This is a genomic window from Candidatus Methylopumilus rimovensis, assembly GCF_006364615.1.
Lineage (GTDB): Bacteria > Pseudomonadota > Gammaproteobacteria > Burkholderiales > Methylophilaceae > Methylopumilus > Methylopumilus rimovensis.
The window spans coordinates 546339-565195 of sequence record NZ_CP040986.1 but is presented as its reverse complement, the minus strand read 5'-3'; the positions used below and the strand labels follow the sequence as shown (position 1 = coordinate 565195).

At 39.3% G+C, this 18857-nt stretch carries 20 protein-coding genes; 1 reads left to right on the top strand and 19 read right to left on the bottom strand.

Translation table 11 applies throughout. The annotated features are described in order from the left end of the window. The 10 genes from FIT61_RS02910 to rluD all read right to left on the bottom strand — a co-directional run bounded on the left by FIT61_RS02910 (position 1) and on the right by rluD (position 9048). Entirely contained in the window at positions 1–186 is a 186-nt protein-coding gene (locus tag FIT61_RS02910; protein WP_139883145.1) for a DUF2065 domain-containing protein, read from the bottom strand. Between the two features lie 3 nt (positions 187–189). Further along, positions 190–1065 carry a protease modulator HflC gene (gene hflC / locus FIT61_RS02905; RefSeq protein WP_139883143.1) on the bottom strand — a complete coding sequence of 292 codons (876 nt, stop codon included), beginning with the start codon at positions 1063–1065 and terminating at the stop codon, positions 190–192. A 5-nt stretch (positions 1066–1070) separates the two neighbouring features. Then, positions 1071–2282, bottom strand: coding sequence for an FtsH protease activity modulator HflK (gene hflK / locus FIT61_RS02900; RefSeq protein ID WP_139883142.1), 1212 nt, complete (start codon positions 2280–2282; stop codon positions 1071–1073). 13 nt (positions 2283–2295) lie between these two features. Further along, on the bottom strand, positions 2296–3438 hold the full coding sequence (hflX, locus tag FIT61_RS02895; protein ID WP_139883140.1) for a GTPase HflX: 1143 nt from the start codon (positions 3436–3438) through the stop codon (positions 2296–2298). Next, positions 3438–3674 (bottom strand): RNA chaperone Hfq, encoded by a 237-nt coding sequence (gene hfq / locus FIT61_RS02890; protein WP_139873320.1) that lies wholly within the window; start codon positions 3672–3674, stop codon positions 3438–3440. Before hfq ends, hflX begins: the two co-directional genes overlap by 1 nt. Before the next feature lie 18 nt (positions 3675–3692). Next, entirely contained in the window at positions 3693–5084 is a 1392-nt protein-coding gene (gene gltX / locus FIT61_RS02885; RefSeq protein WP_139883138.1) for a glutamate--tRNA ligase, read from the bottom strand. A gap of 12 nt (positions 5085–5096) precedes the next feature. Continuing rightward, complete coding sequence (gene rimO, locus FIT61_RS02880; RefSeq protein ID WP_139883136.1) at positions 5097–6416, bottom strand: 30S ribosomal protein S12 methylthiotransferase RimO; 1320 nt, start codon at positions 6414–6416, stop codon at positions 5097–5099. Then, a complete protein-coding gene (locus tag FIT61_RS02875; RefSeq protein WP_139883134.1) occupies positions 6416–7213 on the bottom strand; it encodes a ZIP family metal transporter in 798 nt (265 codons plus the stop codon). Before FIT61_RS02875 ends, rimO begins: the two co-directional genes overlap by 1 nt. Positions 7214–7277: 64 nt before the next feature. Further along, the gene (gene pgeF / locus FIT61_RS02870; protein WP_244925214.1) at positions 7278–7958 is read right to left on the bottom strand and encodes a peptidoglycan editing factor PgeF; all 681 of its coding nucleotides are present in this window, start codon (positions 7956–7958) and stop codon (positions 7278–7280) included. 43 nt (positions 7959–8001) lie between these two features. After that, complete coding sequence (rluD, locus tag FIT61_RS02865; RefSeq protein ID WP_139883131.1) at positions 8002–9048, bottom strand: 23S rRNA pseudouridine(1911/1915/1917) synthase RluD; 1047 nt, start codon at positions 9046–9048, stop codon at positions 8002–8004. Between the two features lie 42 nt (positions 9049–9090). Between rluD and FIT61_RS02860 the strand changes: the two genes are divergently transcribed. Beyond that, positions 9091–9891: an outer membrane protein assembly factor BamD gene (locus FIT61_RS02860; RefSeq protein WP_139883129.1), complete on the top strand. Its 801-nt coding sequence runs from the start codon at positions 9091–9093 to the stop codon at positions 9889–9891. Here FIT61_RS02860 and der read toward each other — a convergent pair. From der to ndk, 9 genes are all read right to left on the bottom strand, one after another. After that, positions 9888–11318 (bottom strand): ribosome biogenesis GTPase Der, encoded by a 1431-nt coding sequence (gene der, locus FIT61_RS02855; protein ID WP_139883127.1) that lies wholly within the window; start codon positions 11316–11318, stop codon positions 9888–9890. The two genes, FIT61_RS02860 and der, sit on opposite strands and share 4 nt — an antisense overlap. A gap of 2 nt (positions 11319–11320) precedes the next feature. Then, positions 11321–12493: an outer membrane protein assembly factor BamB gene (bamB, locus tag FIT61_RS02850; RefSeq protein WP_139883125.1), complete on the bottom strand. Its 1173-nt coding sequence runs from the start codon at positions 12491–12493 to the stop codon at positions 11321–11323. A gap of 4 nt (positions 12494–12497) precedes the next feature. Beyond that, positions 12498–13124 carry a YfgM family protein gene (locus FIT61_RS02845; RefSeq protein WP_139883123.1) on the bottom strand — a complete coding sequence of 209 codons (627 nt, stop codon included), beginning with the start codon at positions 13122–13124 and terminating at the stop codon, positions 12498–12500. Positions 13125–13147: 23 nt separating this feature from the next. Next, positions 13148–13972 (bottom strand): ATP-binding cassette domain-containing protein, encoded by an 825-nt coding sequence (locus FIT61_RS02840; protein WP_139883122.1) that lies wholly within the window; start codon positions 13970–13972, stop codon positions 13148–13150. Positions 13973–13991: 19 nt separating this feature from the next. Continuing rightward, positions 13992–14810, bottom strand: a complete 819-nt coding sequence (locus tag FIT61_RS02835; RefSeq protein WP_139883120.1) for an ABC transporter ATP-binding protein — start codon at positions 14808–14810, stop codon at positions 13992–13994. Beyond that, positions 14807–16072 carry a histidine--tRNA ligase gene (gene hisS / locus FIT61_RS02830; RefSeq protein WP_139883118.1) on the bottom strand — a complete coding sequence of 422 codons (1266 nt, stop codon included), beginning with the start codon at positions 16070–16072 and terminating at the stop codon, positions 14807–14809. Before hisS ends, FIT61_RS02835 begins: the two co-directional genes overlap by 4 nt. A 5-nt stretch (positions 16073–16077) precedes the next feature. Further along, the gene (gene ispG / locus FIT61_RS02825) at positions 16078–17265 is read right to left on the bottom strand and encodes a flavodoxin-dependent (E)-4-hydroxy-3-methylbut-2-enyl-diphosphate synthase (protein ID WP_244925224.1); all 1188 of its coding nucleotides are present in this window, start codon (positions 17263–17265) and stop codon (positions 16078–16080) included. Positions 17266–17328: 63 nt separating this feature from the next. Further along, on the bottom strand, positions 17329–18426 hold the full coding sequence (gene rlmN / locus FIT61_RS02820; RefSeq protein WP_139883114.1) for a dual-specificity RNA methyltransferase RlmN: 1098 nt from the start codon (positions 18424–18426) through the stop codon (positions 17329–17331). Between the two features lie 9 nt (positions 18427–18435). Continuing rightward, entirely contained in the window at positions 18436–18840 is a 405-nt protein-coding gene (gene ndk / locus FIT61_RS02815; protein ID WP_139870405.1) for a nucleoside-diphosphate kinase, read from the bottom strand. Positions 18841–18857 lie beyond the last annotated feature (17 nt).

The window sequence follows — 18857 nt, the reverse complement described above, 5'->3', positions numbered from 1 at the left end:
TTAACGGCCTAAGAATATAAAAATTAATCCTAACAAAAAAGACACCAGACCCATAAAACGGATCTGACCACTTTTCATTGTAATGAGTTTTTTAAAGGTATCACGCCAGCCTTGTGGAAAAAAAAAGGGCATAAGACCTTCTATGACCAACATCAATCCTAAAGATGAAAAAAGCCAATTTTTCATCTTTTATTCTTTTTTCTTCTTTGAGCTTCGAAAGTATTTTAAAAAGTCAGAGGTTGGCTCAAGGACCATCACGTCACTTTTATCTTTAAAGCTATTTTTATAAGCTTCTACACTTCGGTAAAAAGCATAAAACTCCGGATTCTTACCATAGGCATTGGCATATATTTCTGCTGCCTTTGCGTCGCCATCACCTTTTAATTTTTGAGCTTCTTTATAAGCTTCAGCGACAATAATATCGCGCTGTTTTTCAGCATCCGCACGAATTTTTTCTGAAGCTGCAAAGCCTTGAGAGCGTAATTCATTAGCGACTGATTTCCGTTCTGCATCCATACGTTGATACACTGATTCGCTCACTTCTTTTGGAAGGTCAACGCGCCTTAAACGTACATCTAAAATTTGAATACCAAGAGAGCGCAAATCACGATCAGCGCGTTCAGTTAAAATTTGCATAATCTCAGTTCGCTCTCCTGAAACCACATCATGAATTGTTCTTTTACCAAACTCAGCGCGCAATCCATCATTCACTGTTTGTGAAATTCTTCTTTCTGCCTGAACCTCATCGCCTTTAACTGACACATAATATTTCGCAGGGTCAATGATTTTCCATTTGATAAATGAATCCACTAAAACATTTTTCTTTTCACTCGTAATAAAACGATCAGCTTCCTGAACATTGAGCGTCAAAATACGATTATCAAAAAAACGTACATTTTCAATAAGAGGCGTTTTGAAATAAAGTCCCGGCTCTTTCTTAATTGACACAATTTCACCTAACCTAAAAACAATGGCATGTTCCCTTTGATCTACTGTAAAAGTCGATGCTGCAAGCATCATGATTGCGATAAAAAAGCCAACTGCTACGTACGTTATTTTTTTCATAATGATTACCTTACTTCACGCTCTCTCGATTTAAATGCATCTCTCGATCTTTCTAGATTTTGAAGAGATGTTTGATTCATATCCACCTGAGGTGAGACATTGATTGTGGAAGATATGTTTTCTTTAGAACTTGGTGACATTTGCTGAATCAATTTATCTAAGGGTAGGTACAAAAGACTGTTTGAATTTTTTTGATCCACAATCACCTTAGAAATATTCGATAAGATTTGCTCCTGGGCTTCGATATAGATACGGTCTCGCATCACTTCAGGTGCGCGATTGTATTGCGTCAATATTTGTTCAAAACGACTCGCATTTCCTTTGGCTTCACTTTCTACTTTGACGCGATAACCCTGTGCTTCAGACGTTAATCTTGATGCTGCACCCTTCGCTTTTGGAATAATATCGTTAGCATAAGCTTGACCTTCATTTTTTTGACGCTCTAAATCTTGTTTTGCCTTCACTGCATCGTCAAATGAAGCTTGCACCTGTTCTGGTGGTTGCGCATTTTGCATAGTCACGCTCGTTACATTAATGCCCGTGTCATAACGATCCAATATTTCCTGCATTAATTTTTTAGCTTTTACAGCAATTTCTTCACGACCTTCATAAAGAGCAAAATCCATTTTGCTTTTACCCACAATTTCTCGAATTGCACTTTCAGCAGCCCCCCTTACCGAAGCATCTGCGGAACGGTTATTGAATAGAAAATTTTCAGCTGATTTGAGGTTGTATTGCACGGCGAATTGAAGATCAATAATATTTTCATCATCTGTCAGCATCAATGATTCTCTGAGCTCTTTAGATCTAGCGACGCTATTACCAGACGAGCGATAACCCACCTCAAGCGTTCGCACTTGTTCTAGATTAACGACTTCCACTGACTCAACAGGAAAAGGAATGTGCCACCGCGGCCCTGGCATAGTCACTTCTGTATTTTTTCCAAATCTAAGCACCACACCGCGAGAGCCTTGATCCACAATATAGAATCCAGTGGCAGCCCAAATTAAGGCAATAATAAGCACAATCGTTGTCACCGGTAATTGATCTTGAGGTGTTTTAGATTGTGAACCTCCATTATTCGGCTTAGAATTTTTTTGGGCACTTTCTTTTCTGCCAAAAAGTCGGCCTATTTTTTTTCCCAAATCATTCAGGAGCTCATCTAAATCAGGAGGTCCTTGATCTTGGTTATTATTTTGTTCAGGATTTTTTGCCATATATGTCTACTAACTATGTATTGTTTAATGGAGTTTCTTCAAATTTATCGGTATTTGTTATTTGGCTTGCTTCATAGATTTCGAGGATAGCCTTTTTTAAAAGTTCAATCCCCTCACCTGTCTTTGCAGATAACTGAATAGATGAAATTCTACCATATTCATCCCTTTCATGATTTGCCTTTATATCAAGCCTATCAATTTGATTTAAAACAAGAATTTGAGGAATAGAGGAGGCTTTAATTTCCTCTAAAATCTTATGAACTGCGATGATTTGCTCATTATGATTGGGGTTAGCCATATTGACGACATGAAGCAATAAGTCGGCTTCTCTTGATTCTTCTAGCGTTGATTTAAAAGCTTCAATTAATGTCGTAGGAAGTGACTTTATAAAGCCGACTGTATCGGACACGACACATTCCACCCCCTCTCCTATAAAAAGCTTTCTTGAAGTTGTATCAAGTGTTGCAAAAAGCTGGTTCATGGCTAATGTATCGGCACGTGTGAGTTGATTAAAGAGCGTCGATTTGCCTGCGTTCGTATAACCTACGATTGAAATATTAAGCACGCTCGAACGACTTCGTTTTTTTCGCTGCATGGTGCGTTGTCGTTTTAATTTATCGAGTTTTTCTTTTAACTGCTTTATTCGAAGCCTCAACATTCGGCGATCAAGTTCTAATTGCTTTTCACCAGGGCCGCCTCTCACGCCAATACCACCCTTTTGTCTTTCTAAATGGCTCCAGCCTTTAATTAAGCGAGTAGATAAGTGATCAAGTTGCGCTAACTCCACTTGGAGTTTACCCTCATGACTTTTTGCACGCTTTGCGAAAATAAATAAGATAAGTGCAGTGCGATCTAAAATGCGCGTACTAAAGTATTTTTCTAAATTACGTTCTTGTGAGGGGCTTAAATTGTGATTAAAAATCACTGTATCTGCCTTTGATTCTTGGATGATGAATTTCACTTCTTCAGCCTTTCCTGATCCTAAAAAATATTTAGGGTCAGGCGCTGATCTTTTAATATTGACCGTACTGACAATTTTCATATCAGCACTTAAAACTAACTCTTTTATTTCTTCGACACTCTCTTCGAAATCGACATCACCAAAATTAATACTGATGACACAAGCGGACTTACCTTCATTCGGGCGTTCAAACATTAATCGACATCTGCTGGAGGCTCGATATTGACATTGCGCATAGGCACAATCGTTGAAATAGCATGTTTGTAAACTAATTGGCTTACTGTGTTCTTTAGAAGAATAGCGTACTGATCAAATGATTCAATATTGCCTTGTAATTTAATACCATTCATTAAGTAAATAGAGACGGACACATGTTCTTTTCTGAGTTGATTTAAAAAATCATCTTGTAAGTGTGTGCTCTTTTTATCCATGGTCAATTCCAAATAAAGTTATAAGTAAAGATTTAAACGCTTCAAAGTTTCATCCCGCCCTAATATAGCCATCACTGCATCAATGCTTGGGGATTGGGCAATGCCTGTCAAAAGGACCCGGAGTGGCATCGCAAGTTTTGGAAATTTAATCGCATGTGATGTCACGACTTCATTCATAGCATTATGAATGGCTTCTTTCGTCCAATCAATCTCAATTAAAGCAGCTTGAAAATTTTTTATAAGGCCTAATGCTTCGTCATTGATATGTTTTGCAAAATCTTCTGGATTGGGTTTTTGATATTCAAATACGTAGACTATATCTTTAGCAAGCGTGGTTAAATGATTTGCACGTTCACGGTGAATTTCAATCGATTTCTTTAAAAGGTCAACATCAATAGGTGCCTTAATAAGCGCTTTTAAATAAGGCTCGATCGCAATGCTTATACGATCGAGTGGTAATGTTTTAATGTAATGACTATTCAACCAATCTAATTTTTCGGTATTGAATTGTGCTGATGAAGAAGTGATATGGTCAAAATCAAACCATTGACAAAAGTCAGTCATACTAAAAATTTCATCGTCACCGTGGCTCCATCCAAGGCGTGCTAAATAATTAAGGATGGCTTCAGGTAAATATCCTTGATCAAAATATTGCATCACACTCACAGCCCCATGTCTTTTTGATAACTTTTGGCCATCATCTCCTAGAATCATCGACAAATGAGCATAAGCTGGGACATTTGCATTCAAAGCTTTTAAAAGATTAATCTGACGAGGTGTATTATTGATATGGTCATCGCCTCGAATCACATGAGTCACTTTCATTTCCCAATCATCAATCACCACACAAAAATTATAAGTAGGTGTACCATCTGATCTTGCAATAATTAGATCATCAAGCTCTTCATTAGCAATCGTAATATCACCTTTAACTAAATCACGCCAAGAGACATTGCCCGATGTTGGATTCTTAAAACGAACCACAGGTTTTATATCTTGAGGAATGGTGGGTAAATTTTTTCCGGGTTCAGGACGCCATTTACCATCGTATTTGGGTTTTAAGCCTGCTTTCATTTGTGTTTCACGAAGTATTTCTAATTCTTCTTTAGATGAATAACAAAGATAAGCTTTATCATCCTTCACTAACTGATCAATATATTTTTTATAAACTGCTGTACGTTGTGTTTGATAAATTGGACCATCATCATAATCAAGATGAAGCCAAGTCATGCCATCTATGATAGCTTGTACCGCTTCAGGGGTAGATCTTTCTAGATCGGTATCTTCAATACGTAAAATAAATTGACCATGATTTTTTTTAGCATATGCCCAAGAAAATAATGCAGTTCTCGCACCTCCAATATGAAGATAACCTGTGGGGCTTGGCGCAAAACGTGTCACAACGGTCATAGATATTTTTTCTTAAAGATTAGGGCCTGCAAATAAATCATGTTGATCATAAGATTCAATTTTAACATCGACAAAATCACCTGGCTTTAAAAGCTTGCCATCTCGCAAATAAACTTTGCCATCAATATCAGGCGCATCTGCCATGGATCTTGCAATCGCAAAGTCCCCTTCATGATCATCCACTAAAACAGTAAGTGTTTGCCCTATCTTATTTGCAAGTTTTTTGTGGCTGATACGTGCTTGTGTTTCCATAAATCTTTGTAATCGCTCTTCTTTCATTTCTTCTGTAACCTGACCTTCTAAAAGATTAGCACTCGCACCATCCACAGGCGAATACTTGAAACACCCTACTCGATCTAATTGGGCATTTTCTAAAAAATCTAAAAGTGCTTCAAATTCAGATTCGGTCTCACCTGGAAAACCTACGATAAATGTACTGCGTATCGTGATATCCGGACAGATTTCTCTCCATTTGTTGATACGCAAAAGATTATTTTCAGAACTTGCAGGTCGTTTCATTAATTTTAAAATACGTGGACTTGCATGTTGAAAAGGCACATCAAGGTAAGGCAAAATCAATCCTTCGGACATCAAAGGAATGATGTCATCGACATGAGGATAAGGATAGACATAATGCATTCTGATCCATACACCTAATGATCCCAAAGCCTCTGCTAAATCATAAAGTTTAGTTTTGATTGGGCGTCCATGCCAAAAGCCACTTCGATATTTCACATCCACGCCATATGCACTTGTATCCTGTGAAATCACTAAAATTTCAGATACACCGCTATTCACCAAAGTTTCAGCCTCACGCATCACATCATCAATCGAACGACTGACGAGATCTCCTCGCATGGAAGGAATAATACAAAATGAACATCGATGATTACAGCCTTCTGAAATTTTTAAGTAGGCATAATGTTTGGGCGTTAAACGCACACCTTGTGGAGGCACCAAATCACTAAACGGGTCGTGTGGTTTTTCTAGGTGCGTATGAACAGCCGTCATGACTTCGTTTAATGCATGAGGTCCTGTGATCGCGAGTAAGTTTGGATATTCCTCTTCAATAATTTCTTTTTTAGCACCTAAACAACCCGTCACAATCACTTTGCCATTTTTTCTAACCGCTTCGCCTATAGCATCCATGGATTCTTTTACGGCTGAATCAATAAAACCACAAGTATTAACAACCACTAAATCGGCATCTTGGTAGGACTTTGAAATGTCATAACCTTCGGCACGGAGTTGAGTCAAAATGCGTTCAGAGTCAGATCCAGCTTTAGGGCAGCCTAGAGATACAAAACCTACTTTAGGGATGGAGGATGCCATTAACCTTCAACGATCCATTGAGTCATAGCGACTGATGCAATACCTAATGCAATCAGGATGACTTGAAATATTGTGGAACGTAATTCTGTTTTCTTATGAAGTCCTGGAATCAAATCTGCAATGGATACATAAATCATACTGGAAGCTGCGAGCGCTAAAATAAAGGGCACCCAATCCATCATGGATTCCAAAATAAAATAAGCTAAGAGTCCGCCTAATACAGTAGAAAAACTTGCGAGCAAGTTAAAGATAAAAGCCTCTTTTTTCTTATAACCTGAATGGAGCAGAATTAAAAAATTACCCACCTCTTGAGGAATCTCGTGCGCAATGATCGCCAAAGCTGTGACAATGCCAACACTCGTATTTACCATAAATGCTGAACCAATTAAAATGCCATCCACAAAATTATGAAACAAATCTCCCACCATAATCATGCTGCCACTTCGTCCTTCGTCATGCGTATGCTGGTGACTTTTAGAAACATGGTCTTCATGATGCACATCGTGCACTTCACAATGATCGCCATGACAGTGACGCCACAAAAGTAATTTTTCAAGCACAAAGAATAAAAGAATGCCAAATAAAACAACAAAGGTTGTCGTTTCAATGTTATTTGTCAGTTTAAAAGCGTGTGGCAATATTTCTAAGAAGACAGCACCTAACATCGCCCCTACGGCGAAACTCACTAAATGTGAGACAAGGTGTATTCTTGTATGAAGTGTCACAAGCGCTGCTGTGATCACACTTAGTAAGCCACCTATAAAGCAGGAAGATAAAATCCAAAGAAGTGTATGCATGAAATTGACTTGAAATCTAAGATTTAAGCATTATATCGAAACTTCAAATAATTGGATGTCTTTATCATGCAATCCAAATGAGGGAGGCCATACGACCTGTTTCACCATCTCGTCGATACGAAAAATAATCTTTATGATGAGCGAATGTGCAATAGTCTTCAGTCACACTCGCACCGTAAATTTGACTAACACCATATGCATGAAGACGAATTTTGGCAAGCATATAAATATCAGCTAACCATTTTTGTTTGGATATCGACTTAAAAGCTTTTTTAGCCTCATCATGTTTTTCACAAAAACTATCCTTCACTTCACTACCCACTTCAAAATGATTTTGACTGATGGCAGGGCCTAACCATATCAGTATTTCATGCGCTGGAAGATTCATTTTATGCAGTGTATTTTCAATCACGCCATTTAAAAGACCTCGCCAGCCTGCATGAATGGCCGCGACTATTGTGCCATCGTTATTTGTAATTAACAAAGGCAAGCAGTCTGCTGTTTGCACTACACATACAATATTTTTATCTTTTGTGAAGCTCGCATCGGCATTTAATAGAGGCGATGGTAACTCGACCACATCAGCACTATGCGTTTGGCTTAGCCAACATGGCGCACTGGGTAAATGTTGATTTAATAATGCACGATTAAAATCCACGTCATTAATATCATCATTCACGTGTGTGGCTAAATTAAAACTGTTGTATTTGCCTTTGCTTTTTCCCTCAACTCTCACCGTTTGCATTGATTTAATATTTGACGGCACTGGCCATTTGGGGATAAAAAAATTACTCATCATCCTCCAAGATATCGTCATCGATATCATCGCTTGACTCATCAAGATAATCTTCAAAATCCAAATCTGCTAAAGGATCCGCAACATCAGACTGCTCCGACCTAATTGTCTCGAGTAAATTTTTCATATCATTTGGTAAATCGATAGACCATTCCATCGCTTTATTATTTGATGGATGAATGAGTCCTAATCGAATGGCATGAAGTGCTTGACGATCAAAACCTAATATATGCTGATGCAGTGCATGACTCATCGATTTAATTGGCATAATGCTTTTCAAACCATAAACAGGGTCGCCCACAATAGGCGCTTTTAGGTATTGCATATGAACTCGAATTTGATGTGTGCGCCCTGTTTCAAGATTACATCTTAAATAGGTATGCACGCCAAATCGCTCTAATATTTCATAATGGGTGATGGCAGGCTTTCCTGATAAATGAATAGCCATGCGTGTTCGTATAGATGGGTGTCTTCCGATTGGTTGATTCACCGTGCCGTTTTTCCATAGCTGACCCCACACAATTGCGCGATATTCTCTTTTCACTGTTCTTGCTTGAAGTTGTTGCACTAAATGTGTTTGTGCACTTAAAGTTTTAGCCACGACCAAAAGTCCACTCGTTTCCTTGTCTAATCGATGCACAATACCGCAACGAGGCATATGTGCGATATCTGGCGTATGATGAAGGAGTGCATTAAGCAGTGTGCCTGACCAATTACCTACCGCAGGGTGAACCACCATGCCTGCGGGTTTATTAATCACAAGCAACGTCTCATCTTCAAAAATAATATCAAGTGGAATAGCCTCAGGTAAAAATGCATTATTTTCTGGATTTTGTTGAATAATGATTTTGATTTCATCCCCTGCATAAACCTTATGCTTGGAAGATACAGGGGATTGATTAACGAATACGAACTCATTCTTAATCCACTCTTGTAATTTTGAACGTGAAAATTCAGGCAAGAGTTGTTGCAAAGCGACATCCACCCTTAAGCCAGCATGACTTTCAGGGATTGCCAATAATCTTTCATCATCACTCATAATGCTATAATTCGACGTATATTTTTAATGTTAAAGGTTCGTATGCGTATTCTCATAGTCGTTATTATGATGCTTTTTCTCGAGTCTTGTGCCATTTTTGGACCCCCGACTGAGCTAGACGATACAAAAGGTTTATCAGCAGAACGTATTTATGAAAAAGCCTCGGAACGGATGACAAGCAATGACTATAAAAAGGCGATCGAATATTTACAAAAATTAGAATCACGCTATCCAAATAGTAAATTTGGGGCACAAGCACAACTTGATATTGCTTATGCCTACTATAAGCAAGAAGATGCAGCCCAATGTGTATCTACCGTTGAGCGCTTTATTAAGATACATCCTAACCATCCTAATCTTGATTACGCTTACTACTTAAAAGGAGTGGCTTACTTTAAACAACGAGGCGTGATGGAAAAGTTGACATTTCAAGACATCAGCGATCGTGATCCTAAGATACTGAGACAATCTTTCCTTGCATTCAAAGATTTACTCTTGCTCTATCCTAATACCCGCTACGGCAAAGATGCCACTGAGCGCATGATTTACTTAAAGAATAAATTAGCTGATCATGAACTTCATGTGGCGCGTCATTACATGAAAATTAATGCTTATGTTGCTGCATTGAACCGAGCTAAATTTATGATTGAGACTTACCCTGACTCGAATTATATTGAGGAAGCGCTTGTGATTATTATCAGCGCTTATGATAACTTAGGTGCTAACGATCTCAAGGAAGATAGCTTGAGAATTTTAAAGCAGAATTATCCCAATAGTTCCATGTTTGCTAAGAGCAAAGATATCAAGAAAAAAGATTGGTGGAAATTCTGGGATAAAGATTAGCGCGTCTTTGCTGCTAACTTATTTTTTTCGGTCAATTTTTTACGTAAGGCATTTTTACGTCGACGCATCGAGACGACACCCTCTTTAGGTTTTCTTTTTTCTTCATCCAGGTAAGGATTCTCGCCTTGTTTAAACTGCACCCTTAAAGGTGTGCCAATGATTTGAAAAGCCTGTCTAAAAGCACCTTCAAGAAAACGCATATAGCTATCTTTAATGGCATTCACATGATTACCGTGAATGACAATCACTGGTGGATTCGATCCACCTTGATGCGCATAGCGTAATTTAGGACGAATACCTCTAGAGATGGGGGGTTGATGTTGTTGTAAGGTATCAATGAGAACTCTTGTTAATTTAGGTGTGGCCAATTTAATAAAAGCACCACGATAAGCTTCATCCACTGACTTTAAAATTTCGGTGAGACCTTTTTTCTTTAAAGCCGAGACATATTGAAATTCTGCAAATTTTAAAAATTGTAATTTACGCTGAATGTCTTGCTTCACTATATCTCTTTCATCTTCTTTTAAGCGATCCCATTTATTAATAGCCACGACGAGCGCTCGTCCTGCATCCAAAATATAAGCCCCCACATGCGCATCTTGCTCCGTAATACCTTCTTCTGCGTCGACCACAAGAATCGCTACATTTGCTTCTTCAATCGCTTGCAAAGTTTTAATCACGGAAAATTTTTCAACCGCTTCAAAGACTTTACCTTTTTTGCGTATACCTGCTGTATCAATGAGTGTGTAATTTTTTTGATTGCGCTCAATATCAATTTGAATTGAATCACGTGTCGTACCGGGTTCATCAAATGCGATGACACGATCCTCACCTAAGAATGCGTTGACGAGTGTGGACTTACCTACATTAGGACGACCTACAATGGCAATCTTTGGAATTTTTTGACTTACTTCATCAGTATCAACCTCTTCTTTTTTGAAAGGTTCTAAAGCCATTTGAATCATATCGCGCACACCTTCACCGTGCGCTGATGAAATACCTAAAGGATCACCTAAGCCTAATTCAAAAAATTCGGCGGTCGCCACCGCTCTTTGCATACCTTCCGTTTTATTGACGAGTAAATAAATATTACGATTCATCTTCCGAAGTAAATCTGCAATGACACGATCGTGCGGCGTGACACCTTGCCTACCATCCGTAATAAAAAAAATGATGTCGGCTTCATCAATGGCAAGAAGCGTTTGTTTTGCCATTTCTTTTTGAATGCCTTTTTCAATCAAAGGCTCAAAGCCACCTGTATCGATGACGATATAAGGCATATCACCACCTAAACCTCGACCATAATGACGATCACGTGTTAAGCCAGGAAGGTCGGCCACTAATGCATCGCGCGACTTCGTTAAACGATTAAATAAAGTCGACTTACCGACATTGGGTCGGCCAACAAGTGCTATGGTGGGTAACATGATTATTGAATACTGATGGCGTAGAGTCCGCCGTTACGTGTTTGTGCTAAAAATTTACCGGTTTCAAATTCAAGGAGTCGACGCATGACCGGCGCATCATCTAAACGAATACGGCCCAAAAATTGACCCGTTTCTTTATCTAAGATATGGATGTAACCTTCTAAGTCGCCAACTGCCACATGATCGCCCATACCTAAAGGTGTTGTGAGTCTACGATTTAAGAGTTCTCCTTGCCGCCAGTAGGTTTTACCAGATTCAATCGCGAGCGAATAAAGTGCACCACCGGTGTGTGCTACATAAATTCTCGCCCCCTCGACACTCAACCCTGTATAACTTGAGATATCACGACTCCACAGCGTTCGTGCGTTCACGCGATCGACCGCTGAAATCTTTCCTTGATAAGCGACTGTATAGATCGTTAATCCATCAATGACGGGGGAACTTGTCACATCCGATGCGCGTTCAATTTCTGTCACACCCTTCGGCTGAGCTACCGTAATTTCCCACATCAGCGTGCCATTATCTTCTCGAATGGCGGCGAGTTTACCTCCAGGAAAACCTGCATAAATCACACCATCACTTGTCACAATCCCCACACTTGAACGTAAAGTCAATGGTGGCCCGACTCTTGAAAAAGTCCACTTCTTTAATCCGTCTTTCACATTGATCGCATGAATGAGATTGTCTGATGTTCTCACAATCGCTAAACCTTCATGAATCGTCGGTGCACTTAAAATTTGACTCGATAGTCTTGTCTTCCAAAGTAATTTAGCATTTAAATCATACGCAATTAGTAAGCCGGTCGGTGTACCCACGATCATTTCATTTAAACTGACACCGACACCACCCGATAATTTTTCACCGGTGTTTATTTTCCAAATGGTTTTGCCCGTTTTTAAATCGACTTTTATGAGTGTCCCATCAGAGGATGCCGCATAAGCGTTATCTTCCATTAACCCTGGTGAAAATTCATAACTTTCACTGCCTTCGAGTTTAACGGACCATAAAATTTTTGGATTGAGTTTAGCCTTGAACTCTTTTAATTCGGCAGGTGGATCGACCGGATCTTGCCCTACAATTCTTTCTGTAATTTGGTCTTTAAAATCTTTAACAGGTCCGCAAGCACCTAAGGTTAAAGATAAAAGTAAAAGTGAAAGACATTGAAAAAATTTCAAACGACTACACTCCAAGTGTTTCTAATTTTTCTTGTGTGAATTTTGCATAAGGATCTTTAGGTCCAAATCGTTTGAGTGCTTCAAGGTATGCTTTTTTGGCATCTTCTTTTTTACCCATCGCACTTAAAGCATCTCCCTTTAGATCATTCGCTAAACCTAGATAACCTTCATTATCCACATCGTTCGCTTTTTTCAAAGCCTCTTCATATTTTTTTTCTTCTAACAATACTTGACCTAATTGAATGAGTGCAATGGATTCTGTCGCAGATTCTTTTGCATGTCTTGATGCCCACTCTAATTTTTCTTTTGCTTTATCTTTTGATCCTTCAGCGTAGCTGGCTTTTGCAAATAAAATAGCAGCACGGCCTGCATAGGGTGTACCCCCATAGTTATCCATCAAGCTTTCAGCTTTTTGCATAATCTCTTTGGTATTTTTTTCATCTAATACCACGATACTTTGATAAGCTTCGGACGCGTTCAATGATTGTTTATTTTGATAATAACCCCAGCCTTGAAAGAGTCCATACAACACAAAGAATGCAATAGCACCGCGTGTAATATAGGTGCCGTATTTTTTCCAAAGCGCTTTAAGTTCGTCTACCTGTTCTTGTTCTTCTAAATCGAGTGCCATAGCTTTTTATTTCCTTTAAAAAATTAACTCACTTTAAAATTAAAATGTTTTCCTGGTATTGCGTTTAAAAGTTCACGTGTGTAATGGGCTTTTGGTTTTTCATAGATACTTTTAACTGAGCCTTGTTCGACAATTTTACCTTGATGCATGACCACAATGTGATCTGCCATATGTCGAACGACTCTTAAATCATGACTAATAAATAAATAACTTAAACCTAATTCTTTTTGTAATTCTTTGAGTAATAATAAAATCTGTGCTTGAATCGATACATCAAGCGCTGATACCGGCTCATCACAAATCACAAGTTCTGGATCAACAATTAAAGCTCTTGCAATTCCAATTCTTTGTCTTTGCCCCCCTGAAAACTGATGTGGGTATTTATTTACATCAGCCACTTCGAGCCCTACTTTTTTAATCATGTCGCGGATCTTTTTATCACGCGACCTTTTGTCCCCTAAGCCATGAATCAATAAACCCTCTTCTAAGATTTCACCAATCTTCATACGAGGATTGAGTGAAGCATAGGGATCTTGAAACACCATTTGTATATGACGTTTAAGATCTTTTTTATCCTTAACATTTAAAGTTTTAAGATTTTTACCTTTAAAGAAAAGTTCCCCTTGATCAAGCGACAGCAATTGTAACAGACAACGCGCTAACGTTGACTTGCCACTACCTGATTCACCGACGATGGCCAGCGTTTCACCTTTTTTTATGGATAAACTGACGTTATTGAGTGCTTTGATCGTGCTTTGACGTCTTACAAAAAAACCAGACGTTTGCGTATAGGTTTTATAAAGACCTTTCGCTTCGAGCAGCATTTCATTTTTAATATTTTTTGCCATAATTTAAAAAAAGTAATTTCTAAATAAATGCGCGATGCTGAATGGGTTTTAGTTTTTTAATGCCTTTGGCATCGGGCACACATTGAAGAAGCGCTTTGGTGTAAGCATGCTTTGGTTTCTTTAATACTTCTTTGACACTTCCCTTTTCAACGATGTGACCCTGATACATGACAATCACATCATCTGCAATTTCTTCTACCACACCAAAATCATGCGTAATAAAAAGCATCGCCATCTGTCTTTTTTCTTTTAAAGAAGATAGAAGCTTTAAGATTTGTGCCTGCACTGTCACATCTAATGCAGTCGTGGGTTCATCCGCGATCAAAATAGCAGGTTCGCACGCAATACTCATCGCAATCATGATGCGCTGTCTTTGTCCTCCTGAAAGCTCATCAGGATAACTCGAAGCGCGATCCTCAGGAATACCCACTTCCTTTAAGAGAGACACCACTTTTTTATCTAAACTTTTTTTATCTAAATCAAGATGGACACTCAAGGCTTCTTTAATTTGATCTCCAATCGAGATCACAGGATTGAGTGAAGTCATGGGTTCCTGAAAAATCATCGCCATCGATTTGCCACGAAAGGATCGCATCTCCACATTAGATAGATGTGCAATATTTTTTTCCTCAAAAAAAATATCGCCTGTTTGTTTGAGTTGTGATGACAAAAGTTTCATGATGGAGAGTGCCGTTAAACTTTTACCACTGCCTGATTCGCCCACAATACATGTGGTGCGACCCGGGTATAAATCAAATGACACATCATCCACTAAAATTTTACGAAGCTCATGGATGGGAGACACTTTTAAATGTTTGACTTCTAGGATTTTTTTCATGATGTTTGTTTCAAGAAGAATGTGGCTAGTTCGTCTAATTTAATTTTAGATTGTTGATTTTCCACTCTTAAGGATTTGACTTGGGCCACACCCTCTTTCATTTCATCATCACCTAAGATCACAGCAAATGCCGCACCACTTTTATCAGCCCGTTTCATTTGCGATTTGAAGCTACTGCCCCCTGAATTTAATACCACTTTCAATCCATGAGATCTTAATGTTTCAGATAACTTTAATGCATACTTTTCGGCAAGATCCCCTACATTCACCAGATAAATATTGGGTTCGTTTTGGAGAACCACACCCATATCTTCTAAAAGTAGAATAATACGTTCTAACCCTATTCCAAAACCTAAGGCAGGTGTTTTATCCCCGCCTAAGCGCTCGATTAAATAATCGTATCTGCCACCACCCGCAATCGTACCTTGGCTGCCTAAGCGGTGCGTCACCCATTCGTATACGGTGCGATTGTAATAATCAAGACCTCGTACCAATCGATGGTTTAATGTAAAAGGAATACCTGCTTCTTTTAAATATCCACATACTGATTCGAAATGCGCTTTGGCTTCAGTATTTAAATACTCGGATAGTTTCGGTGCCCCTTCAATCATGGTTTGCATAGCAGGATTTTTACTATCCAAAATCCGCAATGGATTTTGATGGAGTCGACGTTTTGCATCTTCATCTAAGACGTCTTGATGAGTTTCAAAATACCGAATGAGCTCCGCTCGATAGGTCAATCGATCTTCAGGGTCACCGATCGAATTAATATGAAGTTCGACGTCTTTGATATCGAGCGCTTTCCAAAGCCTTGCCAATAATAAAATTTGTTCGGCATCAATATTGGGATCACTAAATCCAAACGCTTCAACACCTACTTGATTAAATTGGCGTTGCCTACCTTTTTGAACATTCTCGTGTCTGAACATAGGGCCTTGATACCACAAACGAATGGAGCCATTGTAGGTGAGGTTATGCTCAATGACCGCTCTTACACATCCCGCCGTTCCCTCAGGGCGGAGGGTTAATTGATCTTCATTTAAAGGGTCCACCCATGAATACATTTCTTTTTCAACAATATCCGTATGTGTGCCCACACTATCCACAAAAAGTGAGGTCGGTTCAACGATAGGTAAATTGATTTTTTCATACGCATAAAGATTTAATACTTCGCGTATCTTATCCTCGACAAAATGCCAAAGCGGCGTCTTATCAGGCAAGACATCATAGAAACCTTTAATGCTTTGTAATTTTTTTGACATAGCTGCTATTTTAACTTTGAATAGTGCGATTCCACATAGTTCATCACAATCGCTTTAAATTCATGCGCGATTTTGTCACCCTTTAAAGTCACCGTCTTTTCGCCATCGACAAATACAGGTGCTACTGGAATTTCTCCTGTACCGGGTAAGCTAATACCGATATTAGCGAGTTTAGATTCTCCAGGGCCATTGACGACACATCCCATGACCGCGACTGACATATCTTCAACACCCGGAAATGTATCTTTCCATTGCGGCATCGATTCGCGTAAAAAAGTTTGAATCTCTAAAGCCAATTCCTGAAAATAAGTCGAAGTCGTTCGACCACAACCAGGACACGCGGTGACTAAAGGTGTAAAAGATCGAATGCCCATGGTTTGTAAAATCTCTTGCGCGACCACCACTTCATTGGTGCGCGATTCATCAGGCGTTGGTGTTAGAGATACGCGAATGGTGTCGCCAATCCCTTGTTGTAAAAGAATCGCTAAAGCAGCTGTAGAGGCCACAATGCCTTTGGAACCCATGCCAGCCTCGGTCAAACCAAGGTGGAGTGGATATGAAGTTCTTTTCGCAAGCTCTTGATAAATAAGGATTAAATCTTGAACTACACTCACTTTACACGAGATCACAATTTTATTTTTTTGGAGTCCCCAAGAGACCGCTTGTTCTGCCGATTCCAAAGCGGATTGGATTAAAGCTTCCCGCATCAATGCATCGGATGGCAATGGCATTTTTAATTTCGCATTCTCATCCATCATGGCGGCCAACTTCACCTGATCTAAACTGCCCCAATTCACGCCAATGCGCACTGGCTTATCGTAGGTTTTAGCAATGGCTATCATCGCTTCAAACTGTTCATCGCGACGGCTACCCTTACCTACATTGCCAGGATTGATACGATACTTTGCTAATAATTTTGCACACTCTGGATATGCCTGTAAAAGCTTATGCCCATTAAAATGAAAGTCACCTACGATGGGGACATGACAATTTCTTTTCTGCAAACCTTCAATGATATGAGGAATCGCATCGGCAGAGGCTTCATTATTGACGGTGACTCTGACAATTTCAGAACCGGCTTTCCATAAATCGAAAACCTGTTCTACGGTTTTTTGAATATCTGCCGTATCGGTATTGGTCATGGATTGAACCACAATAGGCGAGCCCCCGCCGACAGGCACGGATCCTACCATCACTTGATAAGTCGGTTTTTTAATGAAGATTTCTTTCATTTTTTATTTAATTAAATCAATAGGTTATTGAGTTAAATTCATTCTTTTTAGAGATCTTGTGGTCTTATCTTTGACCTGCCCTGCGAGCTGCCCACATGCCGCATCAATATCGTCCCCCCGGGTTTTTCGGACTGTCACAATATAATCTTGGTTCATGAGGACCTCTTTAAAGCGTCTTATTTGTTCACTGGAAGAACACTTATATCCGCTATTCGGAAACGGATTAAAAGGGATTAAATTAAATTTACATGGCACATCTTTGACAATATTTAAAAGCGCTTTTGCATCTTCCACCGAATCATTAATGCCATCTAACATCACATATTCAAACGTCACAAAATCTCTCGGTGCTTTTTCTAAATAACGCTGACATCCTGCCATCAATTCTTTTATAGGGAATTTTTTATTAATGGGCACAATCTCGTCCCTTAATTTATCATTCGATGCATGAAGGGATACCGCCAATGCCACGGGACAATCTTCTTTTAAGCGATCCATGGCGTTGACTAAACCACTGGTAGAAAGTGTGACACGACGACGGCTTAAGCCATAAGCTCTATCATCTAACATCAACTTCATCGCAGCCACCACATTGTCATAATTGGCGAGTGGTTCACCCATCCCCATCATGACCACATTACTGATGATACGTTCTGAATTCGCTAATCCGTTATAACCCTCTTGTTGGCGAATGTAAACATTGGCGAGCCACAACTGCCCAATAATTTCAGCGGTCGTTAAATTACGATTAAAACCTTGGCGACCCGTGGAACAAAATGTACATTCAAGCGCACATCCGACTTGAGATGAAATGCATAAAGTACCTCGATCATCTTCGGGAATAAACACAGTCTCAATACCATTATTGCCGCCTACATCAAATAGCCATTTACGTGTGCCGTCGTCCGACATCGCGTCACTCATGACGCTTGGAAATTCAATGGTGGTTTTGTCTTTTAATACATCACGAAATACTTTAGAAATATCTGTCATCTCATTGAAATCAATGAGATTTTCATGATAAATCCAATGCATCAACTGCTTGGCTCGATACGGCTTTTCACCGAACGTTTCAATATATGAAACGAGGTGCTCGTAGTCCAAATCGAGCAAGTTAGTCATGAATAAAAATTAACCGAAGAAGTATTTAATTTCGATTTTTGCGTTATCTAATGAATCAGATCCGTGCACGGCATTCGCATCAATACTTTCCGCAAAGTCAGCACGAATGGTTCCAGGTGCTGCTTCTTTTGGATTGGTGGCGCCCATCAAATCACGGTGTTTTAAAACCGCATTCTCACCTTCTAAGGCTTGGATCATGACAGGACCTGAAATCATAAAACTCACTAGATCTTTAAAGAAAGGGCGATCTTTATGCACCGCATAAAAGCCTTCTGCTTCGGCTTGAGATAAATGCGTCATTTTAGCTTTGATAATTTTTAAGCCTGCGTTTTCAAAACGTGCATAGATTTGACCAATCACATTTTTTTTAACTGCATCAGGTTTAATAATGGATAAGGTTTGTTCAATTGCCATTGCTTCATACTCCTGTT